Source organism: Enterobacter sp. BNK-14 (assembly GCF_047456095.1).
GTDB classification, from domain to species: domain Bacteria; phylum Pseudomonadota; class Gammaproteobacteria; order Enterobacterales; family Enterobacteriaceae; genus Enterobacter; species Enterobacter kobei.
Window position 1 is genome coordinate 3,103,154 of the sequence record NZ_CP179897.1, and the last position, 24,063, is coordinate 3,127,216.

Below are 24,063 nucleotides of genomic sequence, written 5' to 3' on the forward strand. Positions count from 1 at the left end.
AACCAGGCTTAAGCGGGGAATATGGATCCCTTCACCTGGAGAACAATAATGATGAAACCAACGTTTTTGCGCTGGGTCGCCATCGCCGCGCTGATGGCAGGCGGGACATTTAGCGTGGCGGCCAACCCGCCAGCGGCTCCGCCAGTATCGTATGGCGTGGAGGAAGATGTTTTTCATCCCGTGCGGGCAACCCACGGTATGGTGGCGTCCGTGGATGCGCTGGCAACCCATGTGGGCGTCGACATTCTCAAACAGGGCGGTAACGCGGTAGATGCGGCGGTCGCGGTGGGATATGCACTGGCGGTAACGCACCCGCAGGCGGGGAATCTGGGCGGCGGCGGCTTTATGATGCTGCGCACCAAAGACGGCAAAACGACCGCCATCGACTTCCGCGAAATGGCGCCTGCTCAGGCGTCCCGCGATATGTTCCTCGACGACCAGGGGAACCCGGACAGTAAAAAATCCCTGACTTCCCATCTCGCAAGCGGCACGCCGGGCACCGTGGCGGGCTTCTCGCTGGCGCTGGAGAAATACGGCACCATGCCGCTGAACAAAGTGGTGCAGCCAGCCATTAAACTGGCCCGGGACGGCTTTGTGGTGAATGACGCTCTGGCGGACGATCTCAAAACCTACGGCAGTGAAGTGATTCCCAATCACGAAAACAGTAAAGCCATCTTCTGGAAAGACGGCGAGCCGTTGAAGAAGGGCGATAAGCTGGTGCAGAAGAACCTCGCCAAAAGCCTTGAGCTGATAGCTGAAAACGGTCCGGACGCCTTCTACAAAGGGGCAATTGCCGACCAGATTGCCGAAGAGATGAAGAAAAACGGCGGGCTCATCACCAAAGCGGACCTGGCCGAGTACAAGGCGGTAGAGCGTGAGCCAATTAGCGGAACCTATCGCGGCTACGAAGTCTTCTCGATGCCACCGCCGTCCTCCGGCGGGATCCACATCGTGCAGATCCTCAATATTCTTGAAAACTTCGATATGCATAAGTTCGGCTTCGGCAGCGCGGATGCGATGCAGGTAATGGCGGAGGCCGAAAAACGCGCCTACGCCGACCGCTCGGAATACCTCGGTGACCCGGACTTCGTGAAGGTGCCGTGGCAGGCGTTGACCAACAAGGCATATGCCAAATCCATTGCTGATGAGATCGACATCAACAAGGCTAAACCGTCCAGCGAGATCCGCCCCGGCAAGCTGGCACCGTATGAAAGCAACCAGACCACCCACTTCTCGGTGGTGGATAAAGACGGTAACGCGGTGGCGGTGACCTATACGCTCAACACCACCTTTGGTACCGGGATTGTGGCGGGCAACAGCGGCATTCTGCTTAACAACGAGATGGATGATTTCTCTGCCAAGCCGGGCGTGCCGAACGTCTACGGTCTGGTCGGCGGCGATGCGAATGCGGTTGGGCCGAAGAAGCGACCGCTGTCATCCATGTCACCCACTATCGTGGTGAAAGACGGTAAAACCTGGCTGGTCACCGGCAGTCCTGGCGGAAGCCGGATTATCACTACGGTATTGCAGATGGTGGTCAACAGTATCGATTTTGGGATGAACGTCGCCGAAGCGACCAACGCGCCGCGTTTTCATCACCAGTGGCTGCCGGATGAACTGCGCGTTGAGAAGGGCTTTAGCCCGGACACCATCAAACTGCTGGAGCAACGTGGACAGAAGGTGGCGGTAAAAGAGGCGATGGGCAGCACCCAGAGCATTATGGTCGGGCCGGACGGTGCGCTGTTTGGCGCATCGGACCCGCGTTCGGTAGATGATTTGACGGCGGGGTACTGATTTTGTTGCCCGGTGGCGCTGCGCTTACCGGGCCTACAACGGCACGAATGTAGGCCGGGTAAGGCGAAGCCGCCACCCGGCAACAAATTACTTCATTCTCGCCATATAATACGCATCCACATACTCACCGTTGCGCAGGGCGTAGCGCTTGCCAGTACCTTCAATCTCGAATCCGTGTTTTTTGTACACGGCTATTGCCGGCTCGTTATCCACAAACACCGTTAATTCGATGCGGTCGACGCGCAGCCAGTTGTCGCACATGTCGATCATGGTGCGGATCAGCGCGCTGGCGACGCCGCGGTTGTGCCACTGTGCGCCTACGCAGATACCAAAATCGGCCACGTGGCTGCGGCGCGGGCGCTGGGCAACATCAATGGTGAGGTGCCCAACCACGATATCGTCAATACAGGCAACCAGTTGCTTAATACCGGGCTGGTCGCCTAGCCGCATCTGCCACATTTCCAGCGAAGGGTGAGGAACCTGTAGCGTGTTGTGGTACACCTCCGGCTGGGCGTGGATCTGACGAATGGCGTCATAATCTTTCGGTTCCGCGTGGCGTATCACAATCTCACTCATCCCTTGTTCCTCAGTCAGTTAAATGTCCCTCTCAACATCAATGACTTTAAAATTTGAGTCAACCGCTATTTTTTGCAAAAAGTATTGGACAAGTGCGAATGAGAATGATTATTATTGCTCTGCATTCAGGAAGACCCCTATGGGAACCTGAAAGCACGACATTGCTCACATTGCTTCCAGTATTACTTTAGCCAGCTTTTAGCTGGCTTTTTTTTGTTATGGTTAGACTCAGTAACCTTCCAAAAGGACTGAGCCATGACACTACATTGCGCATTTATTGGATTTGGTAAAAGTACGACCCGCTATCACCTGCCGTATGTTCTCAACCGTAAAGACAGCTGGCACGTCGCGCACATCTTCCGCCGCCGCGCGAAGCCGGAAGAGCAACTCCCGCAGTACTCCCATATTCATTTCACCAGCGATCTCGATGAGGTGCTTAACGACCCGCAGGTCAAGCTGGTGGTTGTCTGCACCCACGCCGACAGCCATTTTGACTATGCGAAACGCGCGCTGGAAGCGGGCAAAAACGTGCTGGTGGAAAAACCGTTCACCCCAACCCTTGCCGAAGCGAAAGCGCTGTTCGCGCTGGCAAAAAGCAAAGGGCTAACCGTGACGCCGTACCAGAATCGTCGCTTTGACAGCTGTTTCCTGACGGCGAAAAAAGCGATTGAAAGCGGTAAGCTCGGTGACATTGTGGAAATCGAAAGTCACTTTGATTACTACCGTCCGGTAGCGGAAACCCAACCCGGGCTGCCTCAGGATGGCTCTTTCTACGGACTTGGCGTGCACACCATGGACCAGGTCATCTCCCTGTTTGGCCGGCCGGACCACGCTGCGTATGACATTCGCAGTCTGCGCAATAAAGCCAATCCGGACGATACCTTTGAAGCGCAGCTGTTCTACGGTGACCTGAAAGCCATCGTCAAAACCAGCCATTTGGTGAAAATCGACTATCCGAAATTTATCGTTCACGGCACCCGTGGCTCGTTCATCAAGTACGGTATCGACCAGCAGGAGACGAGTCTGAAGGCCAACATTATGCCGGGTGAACCGGGCTTTGCGGCGGATGATTCCGTGGGCGTACTGGAATATGTCAACGACGAAGGCGTAACGGTCAAAGAAGCGCTGAAGCCGGAAACCGGCGACTATGGTCGCGTCTACGATGCGCTGTTTGAAACGCTGACCCGCGGGGCACCCAATTACGTCAAGGAATCTGACGTTCTTACCAACCTCGAACTGCTCGAGCGGGCGTTCGAACAGGCTTCTCCTGCCACGATCACCCTCGCGAAATAAGCAAAAACGGCTCCTCTGCGCTTGTTCACAATTTTTGAACAGAGGAGTCAATTTTCACCCTCTATGATCCCAGGCTGTTTGCGTCCACACTTACTCCATCGAAACGAACTGAGGGTGAAAACAATGATCTATTTACGCAAAGCAAACGAACGTGGTCACGCGAATCATGGCTGGCTGGACTCATGGCATTCATTCTCGTTTGCCGACTACTACGACCCGAACTTCATGGGCTTCTCTGCACTGCGCGTCATTAACGACGACGTGATTGATGCAGGTCAGGGCTTCGGTACCCACCCGCACAAAGACATGGAAATCCTGACCTATGTGCTGGAAGGGGCGGTTGAGCACCAGGACAGCATGGGCAACAAAGAGCAGGTTCCGGCGGGCGAGTTCCAGATCATGAGCGCGGGTACCGGGGTGCGTCATTCCGAGTACAACCCGAGTAAAACGGAAAAACTGCACCTGTATCAAATCTGGATCATTCCAGAAGAGACCGGCATCACGCCGCGCTATGAGCAGCGCCGCTTCGACGCCAAACAGGGCAAACAGCTGGTGCTGTCCCCGGATGCGCGTGAAGGTTCCCTGAAAGTGCATCAGGACATGGAGCTGTACCGCTGGGCGCTGGCGAAAGATGAACAGTCTGTGCATCAGATTGCCGCTAACCGCCGCGTCTGGATCCAGGTAGTGAAAGGTGAGGTGTCCATCAACGGCACCAAAGCCACCACTGCCGATGGTCTGGCTATCTGGGATGAACAGGCACTCTCCGTGCACGCCGACAGCGAAAGTGAAATCCTGCTGTTTGACCTGCCGCCGGTCTAAATAATTTCTCAACCTTCCCTTTAAACGGGGAAGGTTGAGCTTTGTCCGTGATAAACTGAGCAAATCTCTCACTTCAAGATTTCTCAGGACGATGAAAAAGAAACGCCCCGTACTTCAGGATGTCGCCGATCGCGTCGGTGTGACCAAAATGACGGTCAGCCGCTTTTTACGTAACCCGGAACAGGTTTCCGTGGCGTTGCGTGGCAAGATTGCCGCAGCCCTTGATGAACTGGGTTATATCCCCAACCGCGCACCCGATATTCTTTCCAATGCGACCAGCCGTGCGGTGGGTGTCCTCCTGCCTTCCTTAACCAACCAGGTTTTCGCCGAGGTGCTTCGCGGCATTGAAAGCGTCACCGATGCGTTTGGTTACCAGACCATGCTCGCCCACTACGGGTACAAGCCGGAGCTGGAAGAAGAACGTCTTGAATCCATGCTTTCCTGGAACATCGACGGCCTGATTTTAACCGAACGTACGCACACCGCCCGCACGCTAAAAATGATTGAAGTGGCGGGTATTCCGGTGGTGGAGCTGATGGACAGCCAGTCGCCGTGCCTCGACATCGCCGTGGGTTTTGATAACTTCGAAGCGGCACGTCAGATGACGGCGGCCATCATCGCCCGGGGACATCGTCATATCGCCTATCTGGGCGCGCGTCTTGATGAACGTACTATCATCAAACAGAAGGGATACGAGCAGGCGATGCTCGACGCGAACTTAACCCCGTACAGCGTAATGGTTGAGCAGTCCTCTTCCTATACGTCGGGTATTGAGCTGATGCGTCAGGCGCGACGCGAGTATCCGCAACTGGACGGTATTTTCTGTACCAACGATGACCTTGCGGTCGGTGCAGCGTTCGAATGCCAGCGTCTGGGGCTGAAGATCCCGGAAGATATGGCGATTGCGGGTTTCCACGGCCATGACATCGGCCAGGTTATGGAGCCGCGTCTGGCGAGCGTGCTGACACCGCGTGAACGTATGGGCCGCATTGGCGCAGAACGCCTGCTGGCGCGCATTCGTGGCGAGACGGTTACGCCTAAGATGTTAGATTTAGGTTTCACCTTGTCACCGGGTGGATCTATTTGAGCTGACAAATTTGAACTAGCTCACACTTATTCACTTCGCGCACGTTTGGATATTGCTTCTCTTTTGCCCCGGCAGGACAATGTTACCGATAACTGTTACCCGTAACAATTGACTGAGGGACACCCTTTGAGCACGACTAATCATGATCACCACGTTTACGTCCTGATGGGCGTGTCCGGTAGCGGTAAATCTGCCGTGGCGAGCGAAGTGGCGCATCAACTCCAGGCTGCGTTTCTTGATGGTGACTTCCTCCATCCGCGCAGCAACATCATGAAAATGGCCTCCGGCGAGCCGCTCAACGACGACGATCGCAAACCGTGGCTGCAGGCGCTGAACGACGCCGCATTCGCCATGCAGCGTACCAACAAAGTTTCGCTGATCGTCTGCTCCGCGCTGAAAAAAACCTACCGCGATCTGCTGCGCGACGGCAACCCGAACCTCTCTTTCATCTACCTGAAAGGCGATTTCGAGGTGATTGAAAGCCGACTGAAGGCGCGTAAAGGTCACTTCTTCAAAACCCAGATGCTGGTGACGCAGTTCGACGCGCTCCAGGAGCCGGGTGAAGATGAGAAAGACGTCTTAGTGGTTGATATCGATCAGTCACTGGAGGGTGTTGTAGCCAGCACCATCGAGGTCATTAATAAAAGGCAGTAAGTTTTGAGTACATTAACGCTAGTTTTGACAGCAGTGGGTTCGGTATTGCTGCTGCTGTTTTTAGTGATGAAGGCGCGTATGCACGCCTTCGTTGCTTTGATGGTGGTTTCTATTGGTGCAGGTCTCTTTTCCGGTATGCCGCTCGACAAGATCGCTGCGACGATGGAAAAAGGGATGGGAGGCACGCTCGGCTTCCTGGCGATAGTGGTCGCGCTGGGCGCGATGTTTGGCAAGATTTTACATGAGACGGGCGCGGTCGATCAGATTGCCGTCAAGATGCTGAAATCCTTCGGCCACAGCCGCGCGCACTATGCGATTGGTCTGGCGGGTCTGATTTGCGCGCTGCCGCTGTTCTTCGAGGTGGCGGTTGTGCTGCTGATTAGCGTGGCATTCTCTATGGCGCGTCATACCGGTACCAACCTCGTGAAGCTGGTCATTCCGCTGTTTGCGGGCGTGGCGGCAGCGGCAGCGTTTCTGTTGCCTGGGCCCGCGCCGATGCTTCTGGCCTCCCAGATGCACGCTGACTTTGGCTGGATGATCCTGATTGGCCTGTGCGCCGCGATCCCGGGAATGATTATTGCCGGCCCGCTGTGGGGCAACTTCATTAGCCGTTACGTTGAGCTGCACATTCCGGATGACATCACCGAGCCGCATTTGGGCGAAGGCAAAATGCCGTCCTTTGGCTTCAGTCTGTCACTGATCCTGCTCCCGCTGGTCCTCGTGGGTCTGAAAACCATCGCAGCGCGTTTTGTGCCGGTGGGCTCTACCGCCTACGAATGGTTTGAGTTCATTGGTCACCCGTTTACGGCGATCCTGGTGGCGTGTCTGGTGGCTATTTATGGCCTGGCGATGCGTCAGGGAATGCCGAAAGACCGCGTGATGGAGATCTGCGGTGCCGCGCTGCAGCCTGCGGGTATTATCCTGCTGGTGATTGGTGCCGGTGGCGTGTTCAAGCAGGTGCTGGTGGATTCTGGCGTGGGCCCGGCTCTGGGTGAAGCGCTGACCGGAATGGGCCTGCCGATTGCGGTAACCTGCTTCGTGCTGGCGGCGGCCGTGCGTATTATCCAGGGTTCCGCCACCGTGGCGTGTTTAACCGCCGTGGGTCTGGTAATGCCGGTGATTGAACAGCTGAACTACTCCGGTGCGCAGATGGCAGCGCTGTCTATCTGTATCGCGGGCGGTTCAATTGTGGTCTCTCACGTTAACGACGCTGGCTTCTGGCTGTTCGGTAAATTTACCGGCGCCACCGAAGCGCAAACCCTGAAAACCTGGACGCTGATGGAAACCATCCTCGGTACGACGGGTGCGATTGTCGGGATGATTGCCTTTACCTTGCTGAGCTGAATGCGGTGATTTAACCCGGCTCAAAAATAAGGCCCGGTAGCGTTAACGCTGACCGGGCCTTAATCTTTTCATCTTATGCAGAACATCAGGCCGGGAAAGGTGAAACCACCACCCGGCTTTTTTACATCATTCGCCCTGCGTCGCGCTCTCAATCGTCAAGCGCACATCTGACGTAATCAGCTCTGCCAGCATCTGGTAAACCTTCAGCGTCTCTTCTGGCTCGGCATCGCCCGTATCACTGATGAAGCCTTCATCACGCAGCGTCAGCACGAGGGAACTGAAGACCGCTTTGTCGAAGAATTCTGGTGCGTTAATGCCGTGCAGCACAGACAGGCGCTGTGCCAGCGTCCGGCTCTCTTTCTCCAGCGTACCGCGGTTGATCGACGGGTTCGCACTCAGCAGCCAGAACGTAATGGCGTAGCGCTGCAGCGTTTCGCGCGCACCGGCCGCCAGCAGCTGCAGGGTTCGGGAGCGTGACGGATTGATATGCAGCTCATCGTTGGCAACGGTGATCAGCCCCTGACGACGAAGTTCTTCCGTCAGTTTATCCAGCTCAACGGCCAGCTCATCTTTGCTCCAGCGCAGGAACAGCTCCGCTTTCAGCATCGGGTAGAGCGTATCAACGTGACGCAATAGCTCCTGACGTGAAATGTGGCGATGCTGGGTAATGATAGCCGCCATCAGCGACGGCAGCATCAGCATATGCGCGATGTTGTTGCGATAGTACGTCATCAACACGGCCTGTTCGCGCGGCAGAATGATAATGTCGCCGATCGTATCCTTCTCGACTTCAAACTTGTTCATCTGCAACGCGTGATCGATGAGCTCGCTGGCGGTAGCCGCAGGAACCGTTGAATCAACCGAGTAAGGCACGTTGCGCATCATGTCCAGGTAGCAGTCCAGCTGCTCCGTGAGCTGTTCACGGGTCAGGGAGCGCTGACGAGAAGCCAGTAGCGCGGTACAGCACAGGTTCATGGCGTTAGCCGCCCCCGCGTTGTTAATACGCACCATCAGCTCGGATGCAATGCCGTTAACCGTTGGTGTCAGCCAGGCAGGACGAACCGCTTCGATAGGATCGATGGATTCGCGCCACTCCGGAACGTGATGGTTCAGGTACGTCATCAGCGGCATTGGCTCGCCAAAGTTCACGTAGCCCTGACCCAGGTTGCGTAACTTGCTCAGGCCGCGCAACATCTGCGGCAGGCTCTCTTTCTCTTTGGTTGCGCCACGCAGTTCTTTGGCATACGTACCCACTTCCATGACGTGCTCATAACCAATGTAGATAGGCACCAGCGTGATCGGACGGGTTCCGCCGCGCAGCATCGCCTGAATGGTCATCGACAGCGTGCCGGTCTTCGGATCAAGCAGACGTCCGGTACGGGAGCGACCACCCTCCACGAAGTACTCCACGGAATAGCCGCGGCTGAACAGTTCGCCCAGATACTCGCGGAACACGGTGGAGTAGAGCTTATTGCCCTTGAAGGTACGACGGATAAAGAAGGCGCCCAGGCGGCGGAAGATCGGGCCCGCTGGCCAGAAATTCAGGTTAATACCGGCCGCGATGTGCGGTGGTACCAGCCCCTGGTGATAGAGCACGTAGGAGAGAAGCAGGTAGTCCATGTGGCTGCGGTGGCAGGGGACATAGACAATTTCATGGCCATCATGCGCCAGCTGGCGTACACGCTCGGCGTTATGAACGTTGATGCCCTGATACAGGCGGTTCCAGGTAAAGCCGAGAATACGATCGGAAAGGCGAATCATCTCGTAAGAGAAGTTCGCGGCAATCTCTTCCATCAGCGCAATGGCGTTCTGCTGGGCTTTCTCATGCGAAATCTTCTTGCTACGCGCTTCGTCTTCAACGGCGCGGGCGATCGCTTTGGAGGCCAACAGTTTGTTGAACAGGTCCTGACGCGCCGGGAGTCGTGGCCCGACGGCCGCGAGGCGCTGACGGGCGAAGTGCATACGTGCTACGCGCGCCAGCTTCTGCGCGATGATCTTGTCGGTACCGTGCTCATCTGCCATTCGGCGCAGTGAAACGGAAGGGGAGAAGCGCACAAAGCTGTCGCGTCCCAGCCAGGAGACCGCGAAGAACTTCTGGATGCCGTTAAGCATACGCAGCGGCGGATTCTCTTCGCCTTTTTCACGGCCCGGACGGCGGCCAAACATCACCGATACCGGCACCATCTGCACATCCAAATCGGGATTGCTGCGGTGCAGGTCGAGATAGTCGTGGAACAGCTTAATGGACTCTTCTTTTGGCGTGTAATAGGTAAATACACGCGGCCCGCCATGAATGAACACGTAGCGCGGCAGCAACGTGCCGTCGACTTCCAGCGGTTCAAGCGGGTCAGGTAAGTCATGCGCCAGACATTGGGCGCGAAGGGTCAGTAAGTCTGCCTTCGAGTTATAAGGCAAAACGTACATAATAGGACGCGACGTATCGAGCCCCAATTCCAGCGCGGGTTCTGCTGGGATAGACTTGCTTTTTACCAGGATGCTTAATGGTAAATTAAGTAATTTGTAGTAAATTCGTGGCCAGCCGGACATAAACGATGTAAAGCCTCTGGTTAATAATGCAATTGCGGCGCAAGGATAACAGAAAGCGCGCAAAATTTCTGTTGTTACCCGTCATACTTCAGGCTGTAGCGAAACGCGCTACAGTTCCTGTTACTGACGCTTTTTTTCATAAAAGGTTCTTTTAATGGCCAATAATACCACTGGGTTAACGCGTATCATCAAAGCCGCCGGCTATTCATGGAAAGGTTTCCGTGCCGCGTGGATCAACGAAGCCGCCTTTCGTCAGGAAGGTGTCGCCGCTATCATCGCGGTCATCATCGCCTGTTTCCTTGATGTCGATGCTATTACCCGCGTACTTCTCATCGGTTCCGTGCTTCTGGTGATGATAGTGGAAATTCTCAATAGCGCTATTGAGGCCGTTGTTGACCGTATTGGCTCAGAATTCCACGAGCTCTCCGGTCGCGCGAAAGACATGGGTTCTGCCGCTGTGCTGCTGGCGATTATCACTGCAGTCATTACCTGGGTCACGCTGCTTTGGTCACATTTCCGATGAGCCTCGAGGAATAATTAAGTCCCTGGTTTTTTGTGCAGTTTTTGGTTCCAAATTCACCTTTGACTGTATATACTCACAGCATAACTGTATATACACCCAGGGGGCGGAATGAAAGCATTAACGACCAGGCAGCAAGAGGTGTTTGATCTCATTCGGGATCATATCGGCCAGACGGGTATGCCACCCACGCGTGCGGAAATCGCTCAGCGTCTGGGCTTCCGTTCTCCGAATGCTGCCGAAGAACACCTGAAAGCGCTGGCACGTAAGGGCGTGATTGAAATTGTTTCAGGCGCGTCACGCGGTATCCGCCTGCTGGTGGAAGAAGAGACGGGCATTCCGCTGATAGGCCGTGTTGCTGCGGGTGAGCCGCTGCTGGCGCAGCAGCATATCGAAGGCCACTACCAGGTTGATCCTGGTATGTTCAAGCCGAGCGCAGATTTTCTGCTGCGCGTAAGCGGCATGTCGATGAAAGATATCGGCATTCTCGACGGCGATCTGCTGGCGGTACACAAAACGCAGGATGTGCGGAACGGCCAGGTGGTGGTCGCGCGCATTGATGACGAAGTGACCGTTAAGCGTCTGAAAAAGCAGGGTAACACCGTTCAGTTGCTGCCCGAAAACAGCGAGTTCTCTCCTATTGTGGTCGATCTCCGCGAACAGAGCTTCTCTATCGAAGGTCTGGCGGTCGGTGTGATTCGCAACGGTGAATGGCTGTAATCTCTTCCTGACAGGCTACGGTTCCGCTGTAGCCTGCCTTATTGACCACTCCCGGTGTTTCTCATGTCACTGCTGACGGCATCCGATAAGGCATTGTGGCGTCTTGCACTGCCGATGATTTTCTCCAATATTACCGTGCCCTTGCTGGGTCTGGTCGACACGGCCGTTATTGGGCATCTCGATTCCCCTGTCTATCTTGGCGGCGTGGCGATTGGCGCGACGGCAACCAGCTTCCTCTTTATGCTGCTGCTCTTTTTGCGCATGAGCACCACCGGACTCACGGCACAGGCGTATGGTGCAAAAGATCCGTTACGTCTGGCGCGGGCGCTGGTGCAGCCGCTGATTCTTGCGTTAGGCGCGGGCGCGTTAATCGTTTTACTCCGCGATCCCCTGATTGACCTTGCGCTCCATATCGTTGGCGGCAGTGAGGCGGTACTGGAGCAGGCGCGACGTTTTCTCGAAATCCGCTGGCTCAGTGCGCCCGCTTCGCTGGCAAATCTGGTTCTGCTGGGTTGGTTACTGGGCGTTCAGTATGCTCGTGCGCCAGTGATTCTGCTGGTCGTGGGAAACCTGCTCAACATCGTGCTGGATCTCTGGCTGGTGATGGGCCTCCATATGAACGTGCGGGGCGCGGCACTGGCGACGGCGATTGCTGAATACGGGACCTTTGTGATGGGGCTGTGGATGGTCTGGCGCGTGCTGGCGATGCGCGGGATCTCCCTCGCGCTGCTGAAAACCGCATGGCGCGGCAATATTCGTAAGCTGCTGGCGCTTAACCGTGACATCATGCTGCGCTCGCTGCTTCTGCAACTCTGCTTCGGCGCGCTGACGGTCTTCGGTGCACGGCTGGGGCCTGAAATCGTCGCGGTCAACGCGGTATTGATGACGCTGCTGACGTTTACCGCCTATGCGCTGGACGGCTTTGCCTACGCGGTTGAAGCACATTCGGGGCAGGCGTATGGCGCGCGTGAAAGCGGGCAGCTTCATGATGTCTGGCGGGCAGCCTGCCGTCAGTCAGGACTGGTAGCGCTGGTGTTTGCTGTGGTCTATGCCTGCTTCGGCGAACAGATTGTTGCCTTACTGACCTCTCTCCCTGCGCTGCGCGAACTGGCGAGCCACTATCTCATCTGGCAAGTCATCTTACCGGTGGTGGGTGTCTGGTGTTATCTGCTGGACGGCATGTTTATTGGTGCGACGCGCGGGGCGGAAATGCGTAACAGTATGGCCGTTGCGGCGGCAGGATTTGGCCTGACGCTGCTGACGCTTCCCTGGCTGGGTAATCATGGTTTGTGGTTGGCGCTTGCGGTCTTTCTCTCTCTGCGTGGCCTGTCGCTGGCTTTTATATGGCGCCGCCACTGGCAAAAAAATACCTGGTTTCCTTCGCATCACGATATATCGTGATGGTTAAAGATTCCGAATATGAAATCAACCGCCGAATCCTTAACTACAATAATTATCACGTCCAGCAGAAAAGAACGTAACGGACGTTACGACCCGACGCTTAACTAAGAGGACACGATGATGAATAAAGACGAAATCGGCGGCAACTGGAAGCAGTTCAAAGGTAAAGCGAAAGAACAGTGGGGTAAGCTGACGGATGACGATATGACCGTCATTGAAGGTAAGCGCGATCAGCTTGTCGGTAAAATTCAGGAACGTTACGGCTACGCGAAAGATCAGGCGGAAAACGAAGTCAAAGACTGGGAAACCCGCAACGATTACCGCTGGTAACGCTGAATAACCTACTGGGGCGGCTTCAGGCCGCCTTTTCTTTTGCTGCTAACGCGGCTTTTTTTTCACCAGAATAGAGTGGTCATGCTGACACTCATCCTGATGTCGACACGCTTCCACCTCGACACACGCTGAACACAGCCCGTGTGCTTCAATCACATTATGACGCAGGGCAAACCCCATTCTTGCCGCCAGCGTATGCATAATGTCTTCCACGCCTTCCGCAGCTTCTTCTTTCACTACGCCACAACGGTCGCAGATAAACATGGCCGACGTGTGGGTGGGCTGATCGAAAAGATGGCACAGTACATAGCTGTTTGTGGATTCCACTTTATGAACAAATCCTTGTTCCAGCAGGAAATCCAGCGCGCGATACACTGTCGGCGGTTTAGCCTGCGGCTCGCTTTCGCGGAGCAGGTCGAGCAGGTCATAGGCGCTGATGGCACCCTGTTGCAGGCTCATCAGACGTAAGACTTCAAGGCGCTGCGGAGTCAGGCGCACATTGCGTTGCGCGCACAGCTTTTCGGCCTGCGCTAACAGCTCTTTTGTGGACTTATCCATTGAGCACCTCGGATGTTCTGGGAAGTAAAACCCTCACTTTATCATGTTCTGGTAAAAACACCGATATCCGTCAGGCTGTGCTATACCTGACGCATCGCAAATCGGGAATATCATCATGAAAAAACCAGACTGTATTAAGCACTGGCGCGACATAGAAGGGCCGGATGACGCCACCTACCCCGACAGTAATGAGCTCTTTTCTATCGGTGCACCGCTGGCCCGCAGCCTTGGCCTCCGACGTATCGGCATTCATCATGAGCGTTTATTGCCCGGGCGTCGGACATCCTATCCCCATGCAGAGAGTGACGAAGAAGAGTTTATCTACGTGCTTGAGGGCTATCCTGAAGCCTGGATTAATGGCTATTTGTGGAAACTTGAACCCGGCGACAGCGTGGGATTTCCTGCCGGAACTGGCGTCTGCCATACCTTTATCAACAACACGGATGAAGAGGTTCGATTACTGGTGGTGGGCGAGGCCAACAAGAAGCACAACCGCATCTACTATCCGCTCAATCCGGTCTATGCCGCCACGCGGGAGGATCGCTGGGTTGACCATCCTCCGCAGTTTTTTGGCCCGCATGATGGAAAACCTGTGAAAAAATAATTTCCTCTTCTATAAATATTGAAGGCCGTCACAAATTACAACAGGCCGTAAGGGAATTTCACTTAGGGAAAGAAATAGCGGGTCTTTTGCTTCTTATTCACAGCAATAGTTCGTTCCTGTTTGGGTGATAACAGACAGGGGTTATCTAATAACAAACTATTACGGGCATACTGTGAAAAAACATTTTAAATTTTCGGTGGTTAGCATTGCTGTTTCCCTGTTTATGGCAAATCAGGCGGGAGCAGCCAATACCTGGACAGAATCACGTAGCGACGCCATGGGCGGGACGGGCGTAGCCGCTGGCAGTTATGGCAGCGGAGCGTTAATCAACCCCGCGCTGCTGGCAAAGGCAAAACCGGACGATGATGTGACGGTCATTTTGCCATCCGTTGGGGTGCAGGTGACGGATGAAGACAATCTTCAGGATGAGATTGATACCATCAACGACAAAATCAATCACTATAAGGATGTGGTTGATAACCTTACGCCTATTGAAGTCATCACCAATCCGTTAGGTTCGATCAACCAGTTCCAGGGCGCGGCCAAAGATCTTGCCGATGAACTGGACTATCTCAAGGGTAAAACTGCACGTGCAACGGCAGGGGCAGGACTTGCCGTGAGTATCCCTAACGATGTGCTTTCCGTTGCCTTTATGGCCAAAGGTTATGCTCATGGTCGGGTTAGCTCATCTATCGACCAGCAAGATATTGATTATCTGCGCAGTATTCAACGAAGCGATGTGGTTGCTGCCGGCGTTGCCCTGGATGCAGCGCTGAATGGCACGGATCAGATTACCAAAAACCTCAACTCAACGGCGTCTGGCCGTGCGGCGATTGTGTCCGACTACGGTATTGCGGTTGCCCGTCAGTTCGATCTCGGGGGCATCCCGGTTTCCGTTGGCGTCACGCCAAAACTGCAAAAAACCTGGATCTATAACTACACCACTTCCATCTACGATTACGACAGTAATAAGTGGAACGATAGCCGCTACCGTACAGACGATACGGGCTTTAACGTTGATGCTGGTATTGCCGCTGATTTTGGCGAAAACTGGACGGTCGGCCTGAGCGGGCAAAACCTGATGTCACGCGATATCGACAGCAAGGATATCCGCATCCGCAATGGGCGTACGGGAGAAGTGGTGAGCTATAAAGACACCTACCAGATCCGTCCGCTGGTCACCGCGGGCGCCGCCTGGCACAACGATCTTGTTACGCTGACCGCTGATGGCGATCTGACCGAAACCAAAGGTTTCAAGAGCGAAGATACGTCGCAGTATGTTGGGGTAGGTGCTGAAGTGACCCCGCTGAGCTGGCTGGCGGTACGCGCAGGTTATCGCGCTGACGTGAAGGGTAACGACAGCAACGTCTTTACCGGTGGTGTCGGCTTCGCGCCGTTCAACACCGTGCATGTTGACCTGATGGGCCTCTACGGTGAAGACGAAACCTGGGGCGCAGGGGCACAGCTAAGCATGACGTTCTAAAGTGCACCGGAGGCGCTGCGCCTCCGGCTTTTCTTTGTGCTATAGTAGCGCCCCTTTTCCACCAGATGCTTAAAACTTCGCCATGTTGTCAGAATACCAGACCGCTTTCCCAGCACACCGTTTCTCCATTGCGCCAATGCTCGACTGGACGGACAGACACTGCCGCTTCTTCCTGCGTCAGCTCTCCCACCATACGCTGCTGTACACCGAAATGGTGACCACTGGTGCAATCATTCACGGCAAGGGCGACTATCTGGCATACAGTGAAGAAGAGCATCCGGTTGCCTTGCAGCTGGGTGGCAGCGATCCGGCCGCGCTGGCGCAGTGTGCGAAGCTGGCGGAAGCGCGCGGCTATGACGAGATTAACCTCAACGTTGGCTGTCCTTCAGACCGTGTGCAAAACGGTATGTTCGGTGCGTGTCTGATGGGGAACGCGCAGCTGGTTGCCGACTGTATCAAGGCGATGCGTGATGTGGTCTCCATTCCCGTGACGGTCAAAACCCGTATCGGCATTGACGACCAGGACAGCTACGAATTCCTGTGCGATTTCATCAACACGGTGTCCGGCAAAGGCGAATGCGAGATGTTTATCATCCACGCCCGTAAAGCCTGGCTCTCCGGCCTGAGCCCGAAAGAGAACCGTGAGATCCCACCGCTGGACTATCCGCGCGTATATCAGCTTAAACGTGATTTCCCGCATCTGACGATGTCGATCAACGGCGGTATTAAGTCGCTTGAAGAAGCCAAAGCGCACCTCGAACATATGGACGGCGTGATGGTCGGACGCGAGGCCTATCAGAACCCGGGCATTCTGGCGACGGTCGACCGTGAAATCTTTGGCGTTGACGGCGCCGATACCGATCCGGTTGCCGTCGTGCGCGCCATGTATCCTTACATTGAGCGCGAGCTGAGCAACGGCACGTATCTCGGCCACATTACCCGCCATATGTTGGGCCTGTTCCAGGGCATACCGGGGGCGCGGCAGTGGCGTCGTTACCTCAGTGAGAACGCACATAAAGCCGGTGCGGATATCGAGGTGCTGGAACATGCGCTGCGACTGGTCGCAGATAAGCGATAATTTTCGCTAAAAGATCGTCAAATTCACCACGCCCTGCATATCATTGCGGGGCGTTTTTCTTTAAGAACAATGGTTTAGTTTTGGCATGATTCTTGTAATACAGACTGTATTACTCGGGAATTCGTGGGAGAGCACCATGCTGGAACTACTTTTTGTCATTGGCTTTTTTGTCATGCTGTTAGCCACGGGCGTTTCGCTGCTCGGCATTCTCGCTGCGCTCGTCGTGGCGACGGTGGTGATGTTTATCGGCGGACTGTTTGCCCTGACCATCAAACTGCTGCCGTGGTTATTACTGGCCATTGCGGTGGTGTGGGCGATACGGGCGATTAAATCACCAAAACTGCCGACTTATCAGCGCAATAACCGCTTCCGTTACTAAGGTATTGAGGGGTTCGTCACATACTTGTAACTTTCCCGGCAGCATTACTTAGAACAGAATAGGATTTACTTATCGAATCTGTCACTATGGCTGCCGCTACAGAATTCATCGAGCTGTACCCTACATACAGCCGAACTAAAAAAAGAAAGGGCTTCCCACGGGAAGCCCAATTTCTTTTTGGGGCTCAGGGAATGAGTAAACTTGAACCCTCTGTCGCCCGGCTTTCCAGCACCTCATGCGCACGCTGCGCATCGGTCAGCGGATATTTCTGCGCATCCGCCACGTCCACCTTAATCACGCCGCTGGCGATCAGCGAGAACAGCTCGTTGCTGGCTTCCTCCAGTTCTTCCCGGTTGGTGATATAGCCCTGCAGGGAAGGGCGGGTCACGTAGAGCGAGCCTTTCTGATTCAGGATGCCAAGATTGACGCCAGTGACAGCGCCTGACGCATTCCCGAAGCTCACCATCAGCCCGCGACGTTGCAGGCAGTCCAGCGACGCCTCCCAGGTGTCTTTGCCCACCGAGTCATACACCACGCGCACTTTTTTACCGCCAGTAATCTCTTTCAGGCGCTCGACGATGCTCTCTTCGCGATAGTTGATCACTTGCCACGCCCCCGCGTCCAGCGCACGCTGCGCTTTTTGGGCATTGCCTACGGTACCGATGAGTTTCGCGCCTAAGGCTTTCGCCCACTGGCAGGCAATCAGCCCCACGCCACCCGCTGCGGCATGAAAAAGAAACTGCTCGTCGGGTTTAATTTCATAGGTTTTGCGCAGCAGATAGTAAACCGTTAACCCCTTCAGGAACGAAGCGGCCGCCTGCTCGAAGGAGATAGCGCCAGGCAGCAGAGCGGCTTTATCCGCCGGAACGTTGTGGACGGAGCTGTAAGCGCCCAGCGCAGATTGCGCATACACCACGCGGTCGCCCTCTTTAATATGCTTAACCGCGCTGCCCACTTTAATGACGACACCGGCCGCCTCGGTGCCCAGACCACTCGGCATTGACGGAGGCGGGTAGAGACCGCCGCGAATATAGGTATCGATGTAGTTAATGCCGATAGCTTTGTTTTCAACCTGGATTTCGTTCTCGCCAGGCGCTGCGGGGGTAAACTCCACCGCTTTCAGTACGTCCGGACCGCCGTGTTTCTGGAACTCAATGCGCGTTGCCATGCTCCCTCCGTAAGAAAAATATGGTAATCTTTCGACCCACTCTTTATCTCGGTAACTCCATTCACTATGGCAGGAAACAAACCCTTCAACAAACAGACTGAACCCCGCGAGCGTGATTTCCAGGTCGCAGGGTTAAAAGTCCCGCCGCACTCGATTGAAGCGGAACAGTCGGTATTGGGCGGTTTAATGCTGGATAACGAACGCTGGGACGACGTCGCTGAGCGCGTGGTGTCTGAGGATTTCTACACCCGTCCGCACCGTCATATCTTTACCGAAATGGCGCGCCTGCAGGAGTCGGGCAGCCCGATTGACCTGATTACGCTCGCGGAATCGCTTGAGCGTCAGGGTCAGCTGGACAGCGTCGGCGGGTTTGCCTACCTGGCAGAACTGTCAAAAAACACGCCAAGCGCGGCGAACATCAGCGCTTATGCCGATATCGTGCGGGAACGTGCCGTCGTCCGTGAGATGATATCGGTGGCGAACGAGATCGCCGAAGCCGGTTTTGATCCGCAGGGGCGCACCAGCGAAGACCTGCTCGACCTGGCGGAGTCCCGCGTCTTTAAAATTGCCGAAAGCCGTGCGAACAAAGACGAAGGGCCTAAAAACATTGCCGATGTGCTTGACGCGACCGTGGCGCGTATCGAGCAGTTGTTCCAGCAACCGCACGATGGTGTCACCGGGGTCAACACCGGTTATGACGACCTCAACAAAAAGACCGCTGGCCTGCAGCCGTCGGATCTGATTATCGTTGCGGCGCGTCCGTCGATGGGTAAAACGACATTTGCGATGAACCTCGTCGAAAACGCCGCAATGTTGCAGGATAAACCTGTACTCATCTTCAGTCTTGAGATGCCCTCCGAGCAGATTATGATGCGTTCTCTGGCATCGCTGTCGCGCGTGGACCAGACCCGTATCCGTACCGGCCAGCTCGATGATGAAGACTGGGCGCGTATCTCCGGCACGATGGGCATTCTGCTGGAAAAACGTAACATCTATATCGATGACTCCTCTGGCCTGACGCCGACGGAAGTGCGCTCCCGCGCGCGCCGTATCGCCCGCGAACACGGTGGCATCGGCCTCATCATGATCGACTACCTCCAGCTGATGCGCGTACCGTCGCTCTCCGACAACCGTACGCTGGAAATTGCAGAGATTTCCCGCTCGCTTAAGGCGTTAGCCAAAGAGCTGCATGTGCCGGTGGTGGCGCTGTCGCAGCTGAACCGCTCCCTGGAACAACGTGCCGATAAACGCCCGGTCAACTCCGACCTGCGTGAATCCGGCTCCATCGAGCAGGATGCCGACTTAATCATGTTCATCTACCGTGATGAGGTTTATCACGAGAACAGCGACCTGAAAGGGATCGCCGAAATTATTATTGGTAAACAACGTAACGGCCCGATCGGGACGGTGCGTCTGACCTTTAACGGACAGTGGTCGCGTTTCGACAACTACGCCGGTCCTCAATATGATGATGAGTAATTTCTAAGGAATTCAAATGCAAGCGGCAACTGTAGTCATTAACCGCCGCGCTCTGCGACACAACCTGCAACGTTTGCGTGAACTGGCGCCCGCCAGCAAGCTCGTTGCAGTCGTGAAAGCGAACGCTTACGGACACGGTCTTCTTGAGACCGCGCGAACGCTCCCCGATGCCGACGCCTTTGGCGTCGCCCGTCTTGAAGAAGCTCTCCGCCTGCGTGCGGGGGGGATCACGCAACCCATTTTGCTGCTGGAAGGCTTTTTCGAAGCCACAGACTTGCCTACGATTGCTGACCAGCATCTGCACACGGCGGTACATAACGAAGAACAGCTGTCCGCGCTGGAAAACGCCGAGCTGAGTGAACCCGTTACCGTCTGGATGAAGCTCGACACGGGCATGCACCGTCTGGGCGTTCGCCCGGAAAATGCGGGGGCGTTTTATCAGCGTTTGTGCAGGTGCAAAAACGTGCGCCAGCCTGTGAACATCGTCAGCCATTTTGCGCGTGCCGATGAGCCTGAATGTGGGGCAACCGAGCAGCAGCTCGATATCTTTAACACCTTCTGCGAAGGCAAGCCGGGAATGCGCTCGATTGCGGCTTCCGGCGGGATCCTGCTGTGGCCGCAGTCGCACTTTGACTGGGCGCGCCCGGGCATTATTCTTTATGGCGTGTCGCCTCTGGAGAGCAAACCCTGGGGGCCGGACTTTGGCTTTAAGCCAGTGATGTCGCTGGTCTCGAATCTGATTGCCGTGCGTGAGCACAAAGCGGGCGAGCCGGTGGGCTATGGCGGCACCTGGATTAGCGAGCGCGACACGCGCCTTGGCGTGGTGGCGATGGGCTACGGAGATGGCTATCCGCGTGCTGCACCGACAGGTACACCGGTGCTGGTCAACGGTCGCGAGGTCAACATTGTCGGTCGCGTCGCGATGGACATGATTTGCGTGGACCTTGGACCCGACGCCCAGGATAAAGCAGGTGATGATGTTGTGATGTGGGGTGAGGGCCTGCCCGTTGAGCGCATTGCTGAAATCACGAAAGTGAGTGCTTACGAACTTATCACGCGCCTGACCTCCCGGGTGGCGATGAAATACCTTGACTGAACCGTCTGTGAAGTGAGGTTATTAACCTCACTTCAACTTTATTAACATCCTCTCGACCTTCTCCCACTTCCGGTTTATTGTTGAAACTCCTGCCTCATCGAATTCCGGAGAACCATCGCGTGTTTCAGAACGTTGACGCCTATGCCGGCGACCCTATTCTCTCCTTAATGGAGCGTTTCAAAGAAGATCCTCGCAGCGATAAAGTGAACCTCAGCATCGGTTTGTATTACAACGAAGAGGGTATTATTCCTCAGTTACAAGCCGTTGCCGAAGCCGAAGCGCGTCTGAATGCGGTCCCGCATGGAGCGTCGCTCTATCTGCCGATGGAAGGGCTCAATGCGTACCGCAATACCATCGCACCGCTGCTGTTTGGGGCCGATCATCCGGTACTTGCGCAAAAACGTGTGGCGACCATCCAGACGCTGGGTGGATCGGGCGCGCTGAAAGTCGGTGCTGATTTCCTGAAAAAATACTTCCCGGATTCCGGCGTGTGGGTCAGTGACCCGACGTGGGAAAACCACGTCGCAATTTTTGAGGGCGCAGGCTTTAATGTCGAGACTTATCCGTGGTTTGACAGCGAAACCAACGGCGTGCGCGTTGAAGCCCTGCTGGAAAAACTGAAAACGTTGCCGGCGCGCAGCATTGTGTTGCTGCATCCGTGCTGCCACAACCCAACGGGTGCGGACCTCACCAATGACCAGTGGGATGCCGTCATTGAGGTGCTCAAGGCTCGCAACCTGATTCCATTCCTCGACATCGCCTATCAGGGCTTTGGCGCCGGGATGGAAGACGATGCCTATGCTATCCGCGCCGTTGCGAGTGCCGGCCTGCCTGTGCTGGTGAGCAACTCTTTCTCGAAAATCTTCTCCCTGTATGGCGAACGCGTCGGCGGGCTGTCCGTGGTCTGCGAAGATGCCGAAGCTGCCAGCCGCGTGCTGGGCCAGCTTAAAGCTACGGTGCGCCGTATCTACTCCAGCCCCCCGAACTTTGGTGCGCAGGTAGTGGCGACGGTACTCGGCGACGAACAGCTGAAAGCTAGCTGGCTTGCCGAAGTGGAATCCATGCGTAAGCGCATTCTGTCGATGCGTCAGGAGCTGGTCAACGTGCTGAAAGAGGCGGTACCGGGGCATAACTTTGATTATCTGATCAGGCAGCGCGGGATGTTCAGCTACACCGGTTTGAGCGCCGCGCAGGTCGACCGTCTGCGCGACGAGTTCGGCGTCTACCTTATTGCCAGCGGCCGCATGTGCGTCGCGGGTCTCAATGCCAGCAACGTTCATCGCGTGGCACAGGCATTTGCTGCGGTAATGTAAGTACTCACTACGGTTTCTCCCTCTCCCTGTGGGAGAGGGCCGGGGTGAGGGCATCAGGCTACTCAGGTCGATGTCTCGCTTTGTGATCGTCTTCTTTTTCTTCAGATTGATAATCAAAAACTCCTTTTCTTCACCTGCCGCTGGGGTTATGGTCGGATAGTTTTTTGACCATTCACTCAAAATAAAACGATAACGAACTGAATATTCAGGGGAAAATATGCGCAAGATCACACTGGCGCTCAGCGCCGCCTGCTTATTGTTCTCACTTAATAGTGCCGTCGTCGCGCGCGCTTCTGCGCCAACGCCGCTTTACACCGGCACTACCGCTGCCATTCTTGCCGAACAGGCTCCCATTCACTGGGTATCCGTGGCCCAAATCGAAAACAGTCTGATGGGCCGCCCGCCCATGGCCGTTGGCTTTGATATTGACGACACCGTTCTGTTCTCCAGCCCGGGATTCTGGCGCGGCAAAAAAATGTATTCGCCGGACAGCGAAGCGTATCTGAAGAACCCGGCGTTCTGGGAAAAGATGAATAACGGCTGGGACGATTACAGTATCCCGAAAGAGGTCGCCCGGGCGGTCATTGCCATGCATGTGAAGCGCGGCGACAGCATTTACTTCGTCACCGGTCGTAGTCAGACCAAAACAGAAACCGTCTCCAGAACCCTGCAGGATGATTTCCAGATCCCGGCTGCCAACATGAACCCGGTCATTTTTGCGGGTGACAAAGAAGGGCAAAACACCAAAACCCAGTGGCTGGAGAAGAAAAACATCAAAGTGTTCTATGGTGATTCGGATAACGACATTACCGCGGCGCAGGATACAGGAGCCAGAGCGATCAGGGTGTTACGCGCCTCTAACTCGACCTATCGACCGCTGCCGATGGCCGGAAAATTTGGCGAAGAGGTGATTGTTAACTCGGAGTATTAAGCGTCTGGCCGCGAGTTTGATTCTTTTTTAATCAAATCTCGCTGCGGCGGGTTTTACCTTTCGACTTCTTGCTGCACACTTAGAAAGGTTCATCTTTCTAAACGGAGCAGCACATGTGGTATCAACAGACCCTGACCTTAAGCGCTAAACCCCGCGGGTTTCACCTGGTGACGGAGGAAGTCATCGGGCAAATCCGCGATTTGTCGCGCGTCAGAACGGGTTTACTGCATCTGCTGCTTCAACACACGTCAGCCTCCCTCACGCTTAATGAAAATTGCGATCCCACTGTCCGGTCTGATATGGAAAACCATTTTCTGAAGAGTGTCCCGGACAACGCCCCCTATGAGCACGATTATGAGGGCGCAGATGACATGCCTTCGCATATCAAATCTTCTCTGCTCGGGGTATCGCTGATGCTGCCGGTACACAACGGGCGGCTACTGCTGGGAACGTGGCAAGGGATCTGGCTGGGAGAACATCGCATTCACGGTGGTTCGCGTAAAATTATCGCAACGCTACAAGGGGAATAATGATGACAATTTCGGAGCTACTTCAGTACTGCATGAGTAAACCTGGCGCGGAGCAGAGCGTGCATAGCGACTGGAAAGCCACGCAGATAAAAGTGGGAGATGTGCTGTTTGCGATGGTGAAAGAGGTCGAAGGCCGCCCGGCCGCGTCGCTGAAAACCAGCCCGGAGCTGGCGGATTTGCTACGCCAGCAGCATGATGATGTGAGGCCGAGCAAACACCTGAATAAGGCGCACTGGAGCACGGTTTATCTGGATGGATCCCTGCCCGGCTCGCAAATTTACTATCTGGTGGATGCGTCTTATAAACAGGCAGTAGAGCTGCTGCCGGAAGCGACCCGACAACAACTCTCCGTCTGA

At 55.3% G+C, this 24,063-nt stretch carries 24 protein-coding genes; 20 read left to right on the top strand and 4 right to left on the bottom strand.

The features are described from left to right. The first annotated feature begins 48 nt into the window (after nucleotides 1-48). Complete coding sequence (ggt, locus tag ACMGGM_RS14775) at nucleotides 49-1,794, top strand: gamma-glutamyltransferase (protein ID WP_023331796.1); 1,746 nt, start codon at nucleotides 49-51, stop codon at nucleotides 1,792-1,794. An 87-nt stretch (nucleotides 1,795-1,881) separates the two neighbouring features. On the opposite strand, the gene yhhY is transcribed toward ggt, so the two are convergent. Next, entirely contained in the window at nucleotides 1,882-2,370 is a 489-nt protein-coding gene (yhhY, locus tag ACMGGM_RS14780; protein ID WP_014882131.1) for an N-acetyltransferase, read from the bottom strand. A gap of 255 nt (nucleotides 2,371-2,625) precedes the next feature. Between yhhY and ACMGGM_RS14785 the strand changes: the two genes are divergently transcribed. From ACMGGM_RS14785 to gntU, 5 genes are all read left to right on the top strand, one after another. Further along, entirely contained in the window at nucleotides 2,626-3,663 is a 1,038-nt protein-coding gene (locus ACMGGM_RS14785) for an oxidoreductase (protein ID WP_014882132.1), read from the top strand. 123 nt (nucleotides 3,664-3,786) lie between these two features. Then, nucleotides 3,787-4,482, top strand: coding sequence for a pirin family protein (locus ACMGGM_RS14790; protein ID WP_000639796.1), 696 nt, complete (start codon nucleotides 3,787-3,789; stop codon nucleotides 4,480-4,482). Between the two features lie 91 nt (nucleotides 4,483-4,573). Next, nucleotides 4,574-5,569, top strand: a complete 996-nt coding sequence (gene gntR, locus ACMGGM_RS14795; protein ID WP_014882133.1) for a gluconate operon transcriptional repressor GntR — start codon at nucleotides 4,574-4,576, stop codon at nucleotides 5,567-5,569. 126 nt (nucleotides 5,570-5,695) lie between these two features. Then, nucleotides 5,696-6,223 (top strand): gluconokinase, encoded by a 528-nt coding sequence (gntK, locus tag ACMGGM_RS14800; protein ID WP_014882134.1) that lies wholly within the window; start codon nucleotides 5,696-5,698, stop codon nucleotides 6,221-6,223. A gap of 3 nt (nucleotides 6,224-6,226) precedes the next feature. Beyond that, nucleotides 6,227-7,567: a gluconate transporter gene (gene gntU, locus ACMGGM_RS14805; protein WP_014833577.1), complete on the top strand. Its 1,341-nt coding sequence runs from the start codon at nucleotides 6,227-6,229 to the stop codon at nucleotides 7,565-7,567. Between the two features lie 126 nt (nucleotides 7,568-7,693). Here the strand turns inward: gntU and plsB are convergent, their stop codons facing one another. Next, complete coding sequence (gene plsB, locus ACMGGM_RS14810) at nucleotides 7,694-10,114, bottom strand: glycerol-3-phosphate 1-O-acyltransferase PlsB (protein ID WP_014882135.1); 2,421 nt, start codon at nucleotides 10,112-10,114, stop codon at nucleotides 7,694-7,696. A gap of 154 nt (nucleotides 10,115-10,268) precedes the next feature. On the opposite strand from plsB, the gene ACMGGM_RS14815 reads away from it, so the two are divergent. From ACMGGM_RS14815 to ACMGGM_RS14830, 4 genes are all read left to right on the top strand, one after another. Further along, a complete protein-coding gene (locus tag ACMGGM_RS14815; RefSeq protein ID WP_014882136.1) occupies nucleotides 10,269-10,637 on the top strand; it encodes a diacylglycerol kinase in 369 nt (122 codons plus the stop codon). A gap of 108 nt (nucleotides 10,638-10,745) precedes the next feature. Next, nucleotides 10,746-11,354, top strand: a complete 609-nt coding sequence (gene lexA / locus ACMGGM_RS14820) for a transcriptional repressor LexA (protein WP_014882137.1) — start codon at nucleotides 10,746-10,748, stop codon at nucleotides 11,352-11,354. Nucleotides 11,355-11,417: 63 nt separating this feature from the next. Next, nucleotides 11,418-12,755, top strand: a complete 1,338-nt coding sequence (dinF, locus tag ACMGGM_RS14825; protein ID WP_063944085.1) for an MATE family efflux transporter DinF — start codon at nucleotides 11,418-11,420, stop codon at nucleotides 12,753-12,755. A gap of 120 nt (nucleotides 12,756-12,875) precedes the next feature. After that, on the top strand, nucleotides 12,876-13,085 hold the full coding sequence (locus ACMGGM_RS14830) for a CsbD family protein (RefSeq protein ID WP_014882139.1): 210 nt from the start codon (nucleotides 12,876-12,878) through the stop codon (nucleotides 13,083-13,085). A 48-nt stretch (nucleotides 13,086-13,133) separates the two neighbouring features. On the opposite strand, the gene zur is transcribed toward ACMGGM_RS14830, so the two are convergent. Beyond that, nucleotides 13,134-13,646 (bottom strand): zinc uptake transcriptional repressor Zur, encoded by a 513-nt coding sequence (gene zur / locus ACMGGM_RS14835; RefSeq protein ID WP_014882140.1) that lies wholly within the window; start codon nucleotides 13,644-13,646, stop codon nucleotides 13,134-13,136. Nucleotides 13,647-13,761: 115 nt separating this feature from the next. On the opposite strand from zur, the gene ACMGGM_RS14840 reads away from it, so the two are divergent. The 4 genes from ACMGGM_RS14840 (at nucleotide 13,762) to pspG (ending at nucleotide 17,190) form a co-directional block, all read left to right on the top strand. Then, entirely contained in the window at nucleotides 13,762-14,250 is a 489-nt protein-coding gene (locus ACMGGM_RS14840) for a cupin domain-containing protein (RefSeq protein ID WP_014882141.1), read from the top strand. A 223-nt stretch (nucleotides 14,251-14,473) separates the two neighbouring features. Further along, the gene (gene traF, locus ACMGGM_RS14845) at nucleotides 14,474-15,733 is read left to right on the top strand and encodes a conjugal transfer protein TraF (protein WP_176602214.1); all 1,260 of its coding nucleotides are present in this window, start codon (nucleotides 14,474-14,476) and stop codon (nucleotides 15,731-15,733) included. An 82-nt stretch (nucleotides 15,734-15,815) separates the two neighbouring features. Next, entirely contained in the window at nucleotides 15,816-16,811 is a 996-nt protein-coding gene (gene dusA / locus ACMGGM_RS14850) for a tRNA dihydrouridine(20/20a) synthase DusA (RefSeq protein ID WP_063944083.1), read from the top strand. A 136-nt stretch (nucleotides 16,812-16,947) separates the two neighbouring features. After that, nucleotides 16,948-17,190: an envelope stress response protein PspG gene (pspG, locus tag ACMGGM_RS14855; protein WP_014882144.1), complete on the top strand. Its 243-nt coding sequence runs from the start codon at nucleotides 16,948-16,950 to the stop codon at nucleotides 17,188-17,190. Between the two features lie 184 nt (nucleotides 17,191-17,374). Here pspG and ACMGGM_RS14860 read toward each other — a convergent pair whose 3' ends face one another. Then, nucleotides 17,375-18,358, bottom strand: a complete 984-nt coding sequence (locus ACMGGM_RS14860) for a quinone oxidoreductase (RefSeq protein WP_250365941.1) — start codon at nucleotides 18,356-18,358, stop codon at nucleotides 17,375-17,377. 66 nt (nucleotides 18,359-18,424) lie between these two features. Here ACMGGM_RS14860 and dnaB point away from each other — a divergent pair, with 66 nt between their 5' ends. The 6 genes from dnaB (at nucleotide 18,425) to ACMGGM_RS14890 (ending at nucleotide 24,063) form a co-directional block, all read left to right on the top strand. After that, nucleotides 18,425-19,837 carry a replicative DNA helicase gene (dnaB, locus tag ACMGGM_RS14865; RefSeq protein ID WP_008503375.1) on the top strand — a complete coding sequence of 471 codons (1,413 nt, stop codon included), beginning with the start codon at nucleotides 18,425-18,427 and terminating at the stop codon, nucleotides 19,835-19,837. Between the two features lie 16 nt (nucleotides 19,838-19,853). Further along, nucleotides 19,854-20,933 (top strand): alanine racemase, encoded by a 1,080-nt coding sequence (gene alr, locus ACMGGM_RS14870; protein WP_032637743.1) that lies wholly within the window; start codon nucleotides 19,854-19,856, stop codon nucleotides 20,931-20,933. A gap of 119 nt (nucleotides 20,934-21,052) precedes the next feature. Further along, on the top strand, nucleotides 21,053-22,246 hold the full coding sequence (gene tyrB, locus ACMGGM_RS14875; protein WP_014882147.1) for an aromatic amino acid transaminase: 1,194 nt from the start codon (nucleotides 21,053-21,055) through the stop codon (nucleotides 22,244-22,246). 217 nt (nucleotides 22,247-22,463) lie between these two features. After that, nucleotides 22,464-23,177, top strand: a complete 714-nt coding sequence (aphA, locus tag ACMGGM_RS14880) for an acid phosphatase AphA (protein WP_014882148.1) — start codon at nucleotides 22,464-22,466, stop codon at nucleotides 23,175-23,177. A gap of 113 nt (nucleotides 23,178-23,290) precedes the next feature. Then, nucleotides 23,291-23,707 (top strand): secondary thiamine-phosphate synthase enzyme YjbQ, encoded by a 417-nt coding sequence (locus ACMGGM_RS14885; protein ID WP_014882149.1) that lies wholly within the window; start codon nucleotides 23,291-23,293, stop codon nucleotides 23,705-23,707. A 2-nt stretch (nucleotides 23,708-23,709) separates the two neighbouring features. Beyond that, complete coding sequence (locus tag ACMGGM_RS14890; protein WP_014882150.1) at nucleotides 23,710-24,063, top strand: MmcQ/YjbR family DNA-binding protein; 354 nt, start codon at nucleotides 23,710-23,712, stop codon at nucleotides 24,061-24,063.

Coding starts and splice junctions, on each gene's coding strand:
- ggt (WP_023331796.1), top strand. CDS start 49: ATGATGAAACCAACGTTTTTGCGCTGGGTCGCCATCGCCGCGCTGATG.
- yhhY (WP_014882131.1), bottom strand. CDS start 2,370: ATGAGTGAGATTGTGATACGCCACGCGGAACCGAAAGATTATGACGCC.
- ACMGGM_RS14785 (WP_014882132.1), top strand. CDS start 2,626: ATGACACTACATTGCGCATTTATTGGATTTGGTAAAAGTACGACCCGC.
- ACMGGM_RS14790 (WP_000639796.1), top strand. CDS start 3,787: ATGATCTATTTACGCAAAGCAAACGAACGTGGTCACGCGAATCATGGC.
- gntR (WP_014882133.1), top strand. CDS start 4,574: ATGAAAAAGAAACGCCCCGTACTTCAGGATGTCGCCGATCGCGTCGGT.
- plsB (WP_014882135.1), bottom strand. CDS start 10,114: ATGTCCGGCTGGCCACGAATTTACTACAAATTACTTAATTTACCATTA.
- ACMGGM_RS14815 (WP_014882136.1), top strand. CDS start 10,269: ATGGCCAATAATACCACTGGGTTAACGCGTATCATCAAAGCCGCCGGC.
- lexA (WP_014882137.1), top strand. CDS start 10,746: ATGAAAGCATTAACGACCAGGCAGCAAGAGGTGTTTGATCTCATTCGG.
- dinF (WP_063944085.1), top strand. CDS start 11,418: ATGTCACTGCTGACGGCATCCGATAAGGCATTGTGGCGTCTTGCACTG.
- ACMGGM_RS14830 (WP_014882139.1), top strand. CDS start 12,876: ATGAATAAAGACGAAATCGGCGGCAACTGGAAGCAGTTCAAAGGTAAA.
- zur (WP_014882140.1), bottom strand. CDS start 13,646: ATGGATAAGTCCACAAAAGAGCTGTTAGCGCAGGCCGAAAAGCTGTGC.
- ACMGGM_RS14840 (WP_014882141.1), top strand. CDS start 13,762: ATGAAAAAACCAGACTGTATTAAGCACTGGCGCGACATAGAAGGGCCG.
- traF (WP_176602214.1), top strand. CDS start 14,474: ATGGCAAATCAGGCGGGAGCAGCCAATACCTGGACAGAATCACGTAGC.
- dusA (WP_063944083.1), top strand. CDS start 15,816: ATGTTGTCAGAATACCAGACCGCTTTCCCAGCACACCGTTTCTCCATT.
- pspG (WP_014882144.1), top strand. CDS start 16,948: ATGCTGGAACTACTTTTTGTCATTGGCTTTTTTGTCATGCTGTTAGCC.
- ACMGGM_RS14860 (WP_250365941.1), bottom strand. CDS start 18,358: ATGGCAACGCGCATTGAGTTCCAGAAACACGGCGGTCCGGACGTACTG.
- dnaB (WP_008503375.1), top strand. CDS start 18,425: ATGGCAGGAAACAAACCCTTCAACAAACAGACTGAACCCCGCGAGCGT.
- alr (WP_032637743.1), top strand. CDS start 19,854: ATGCAAGCGGCAACTGTAGTCATTAACCGCCGCGCTCTGCGACACAAC.
- aphA (WP_014882148.1), top strand. CDS start 22,464: ATGCGCAAGATCACACTGGCGCTCAGCGCCGCCTGCTTATTGTTCTCA.
- ACMGGM_RS14885 (WP_014882149.1), top strand. CDS start 23,291: ATGTGGTATCAACAGACCCTGACCTTAAGCGCTAAACCCCGCGGGTTT.
- ACMGGM_RS14890 (WP_014882150.1), top strand. CDS start 23,710: ATGACAATTTCGGAGCTACTTCAGTACTGCATGAGTAAACCTGGCGCG.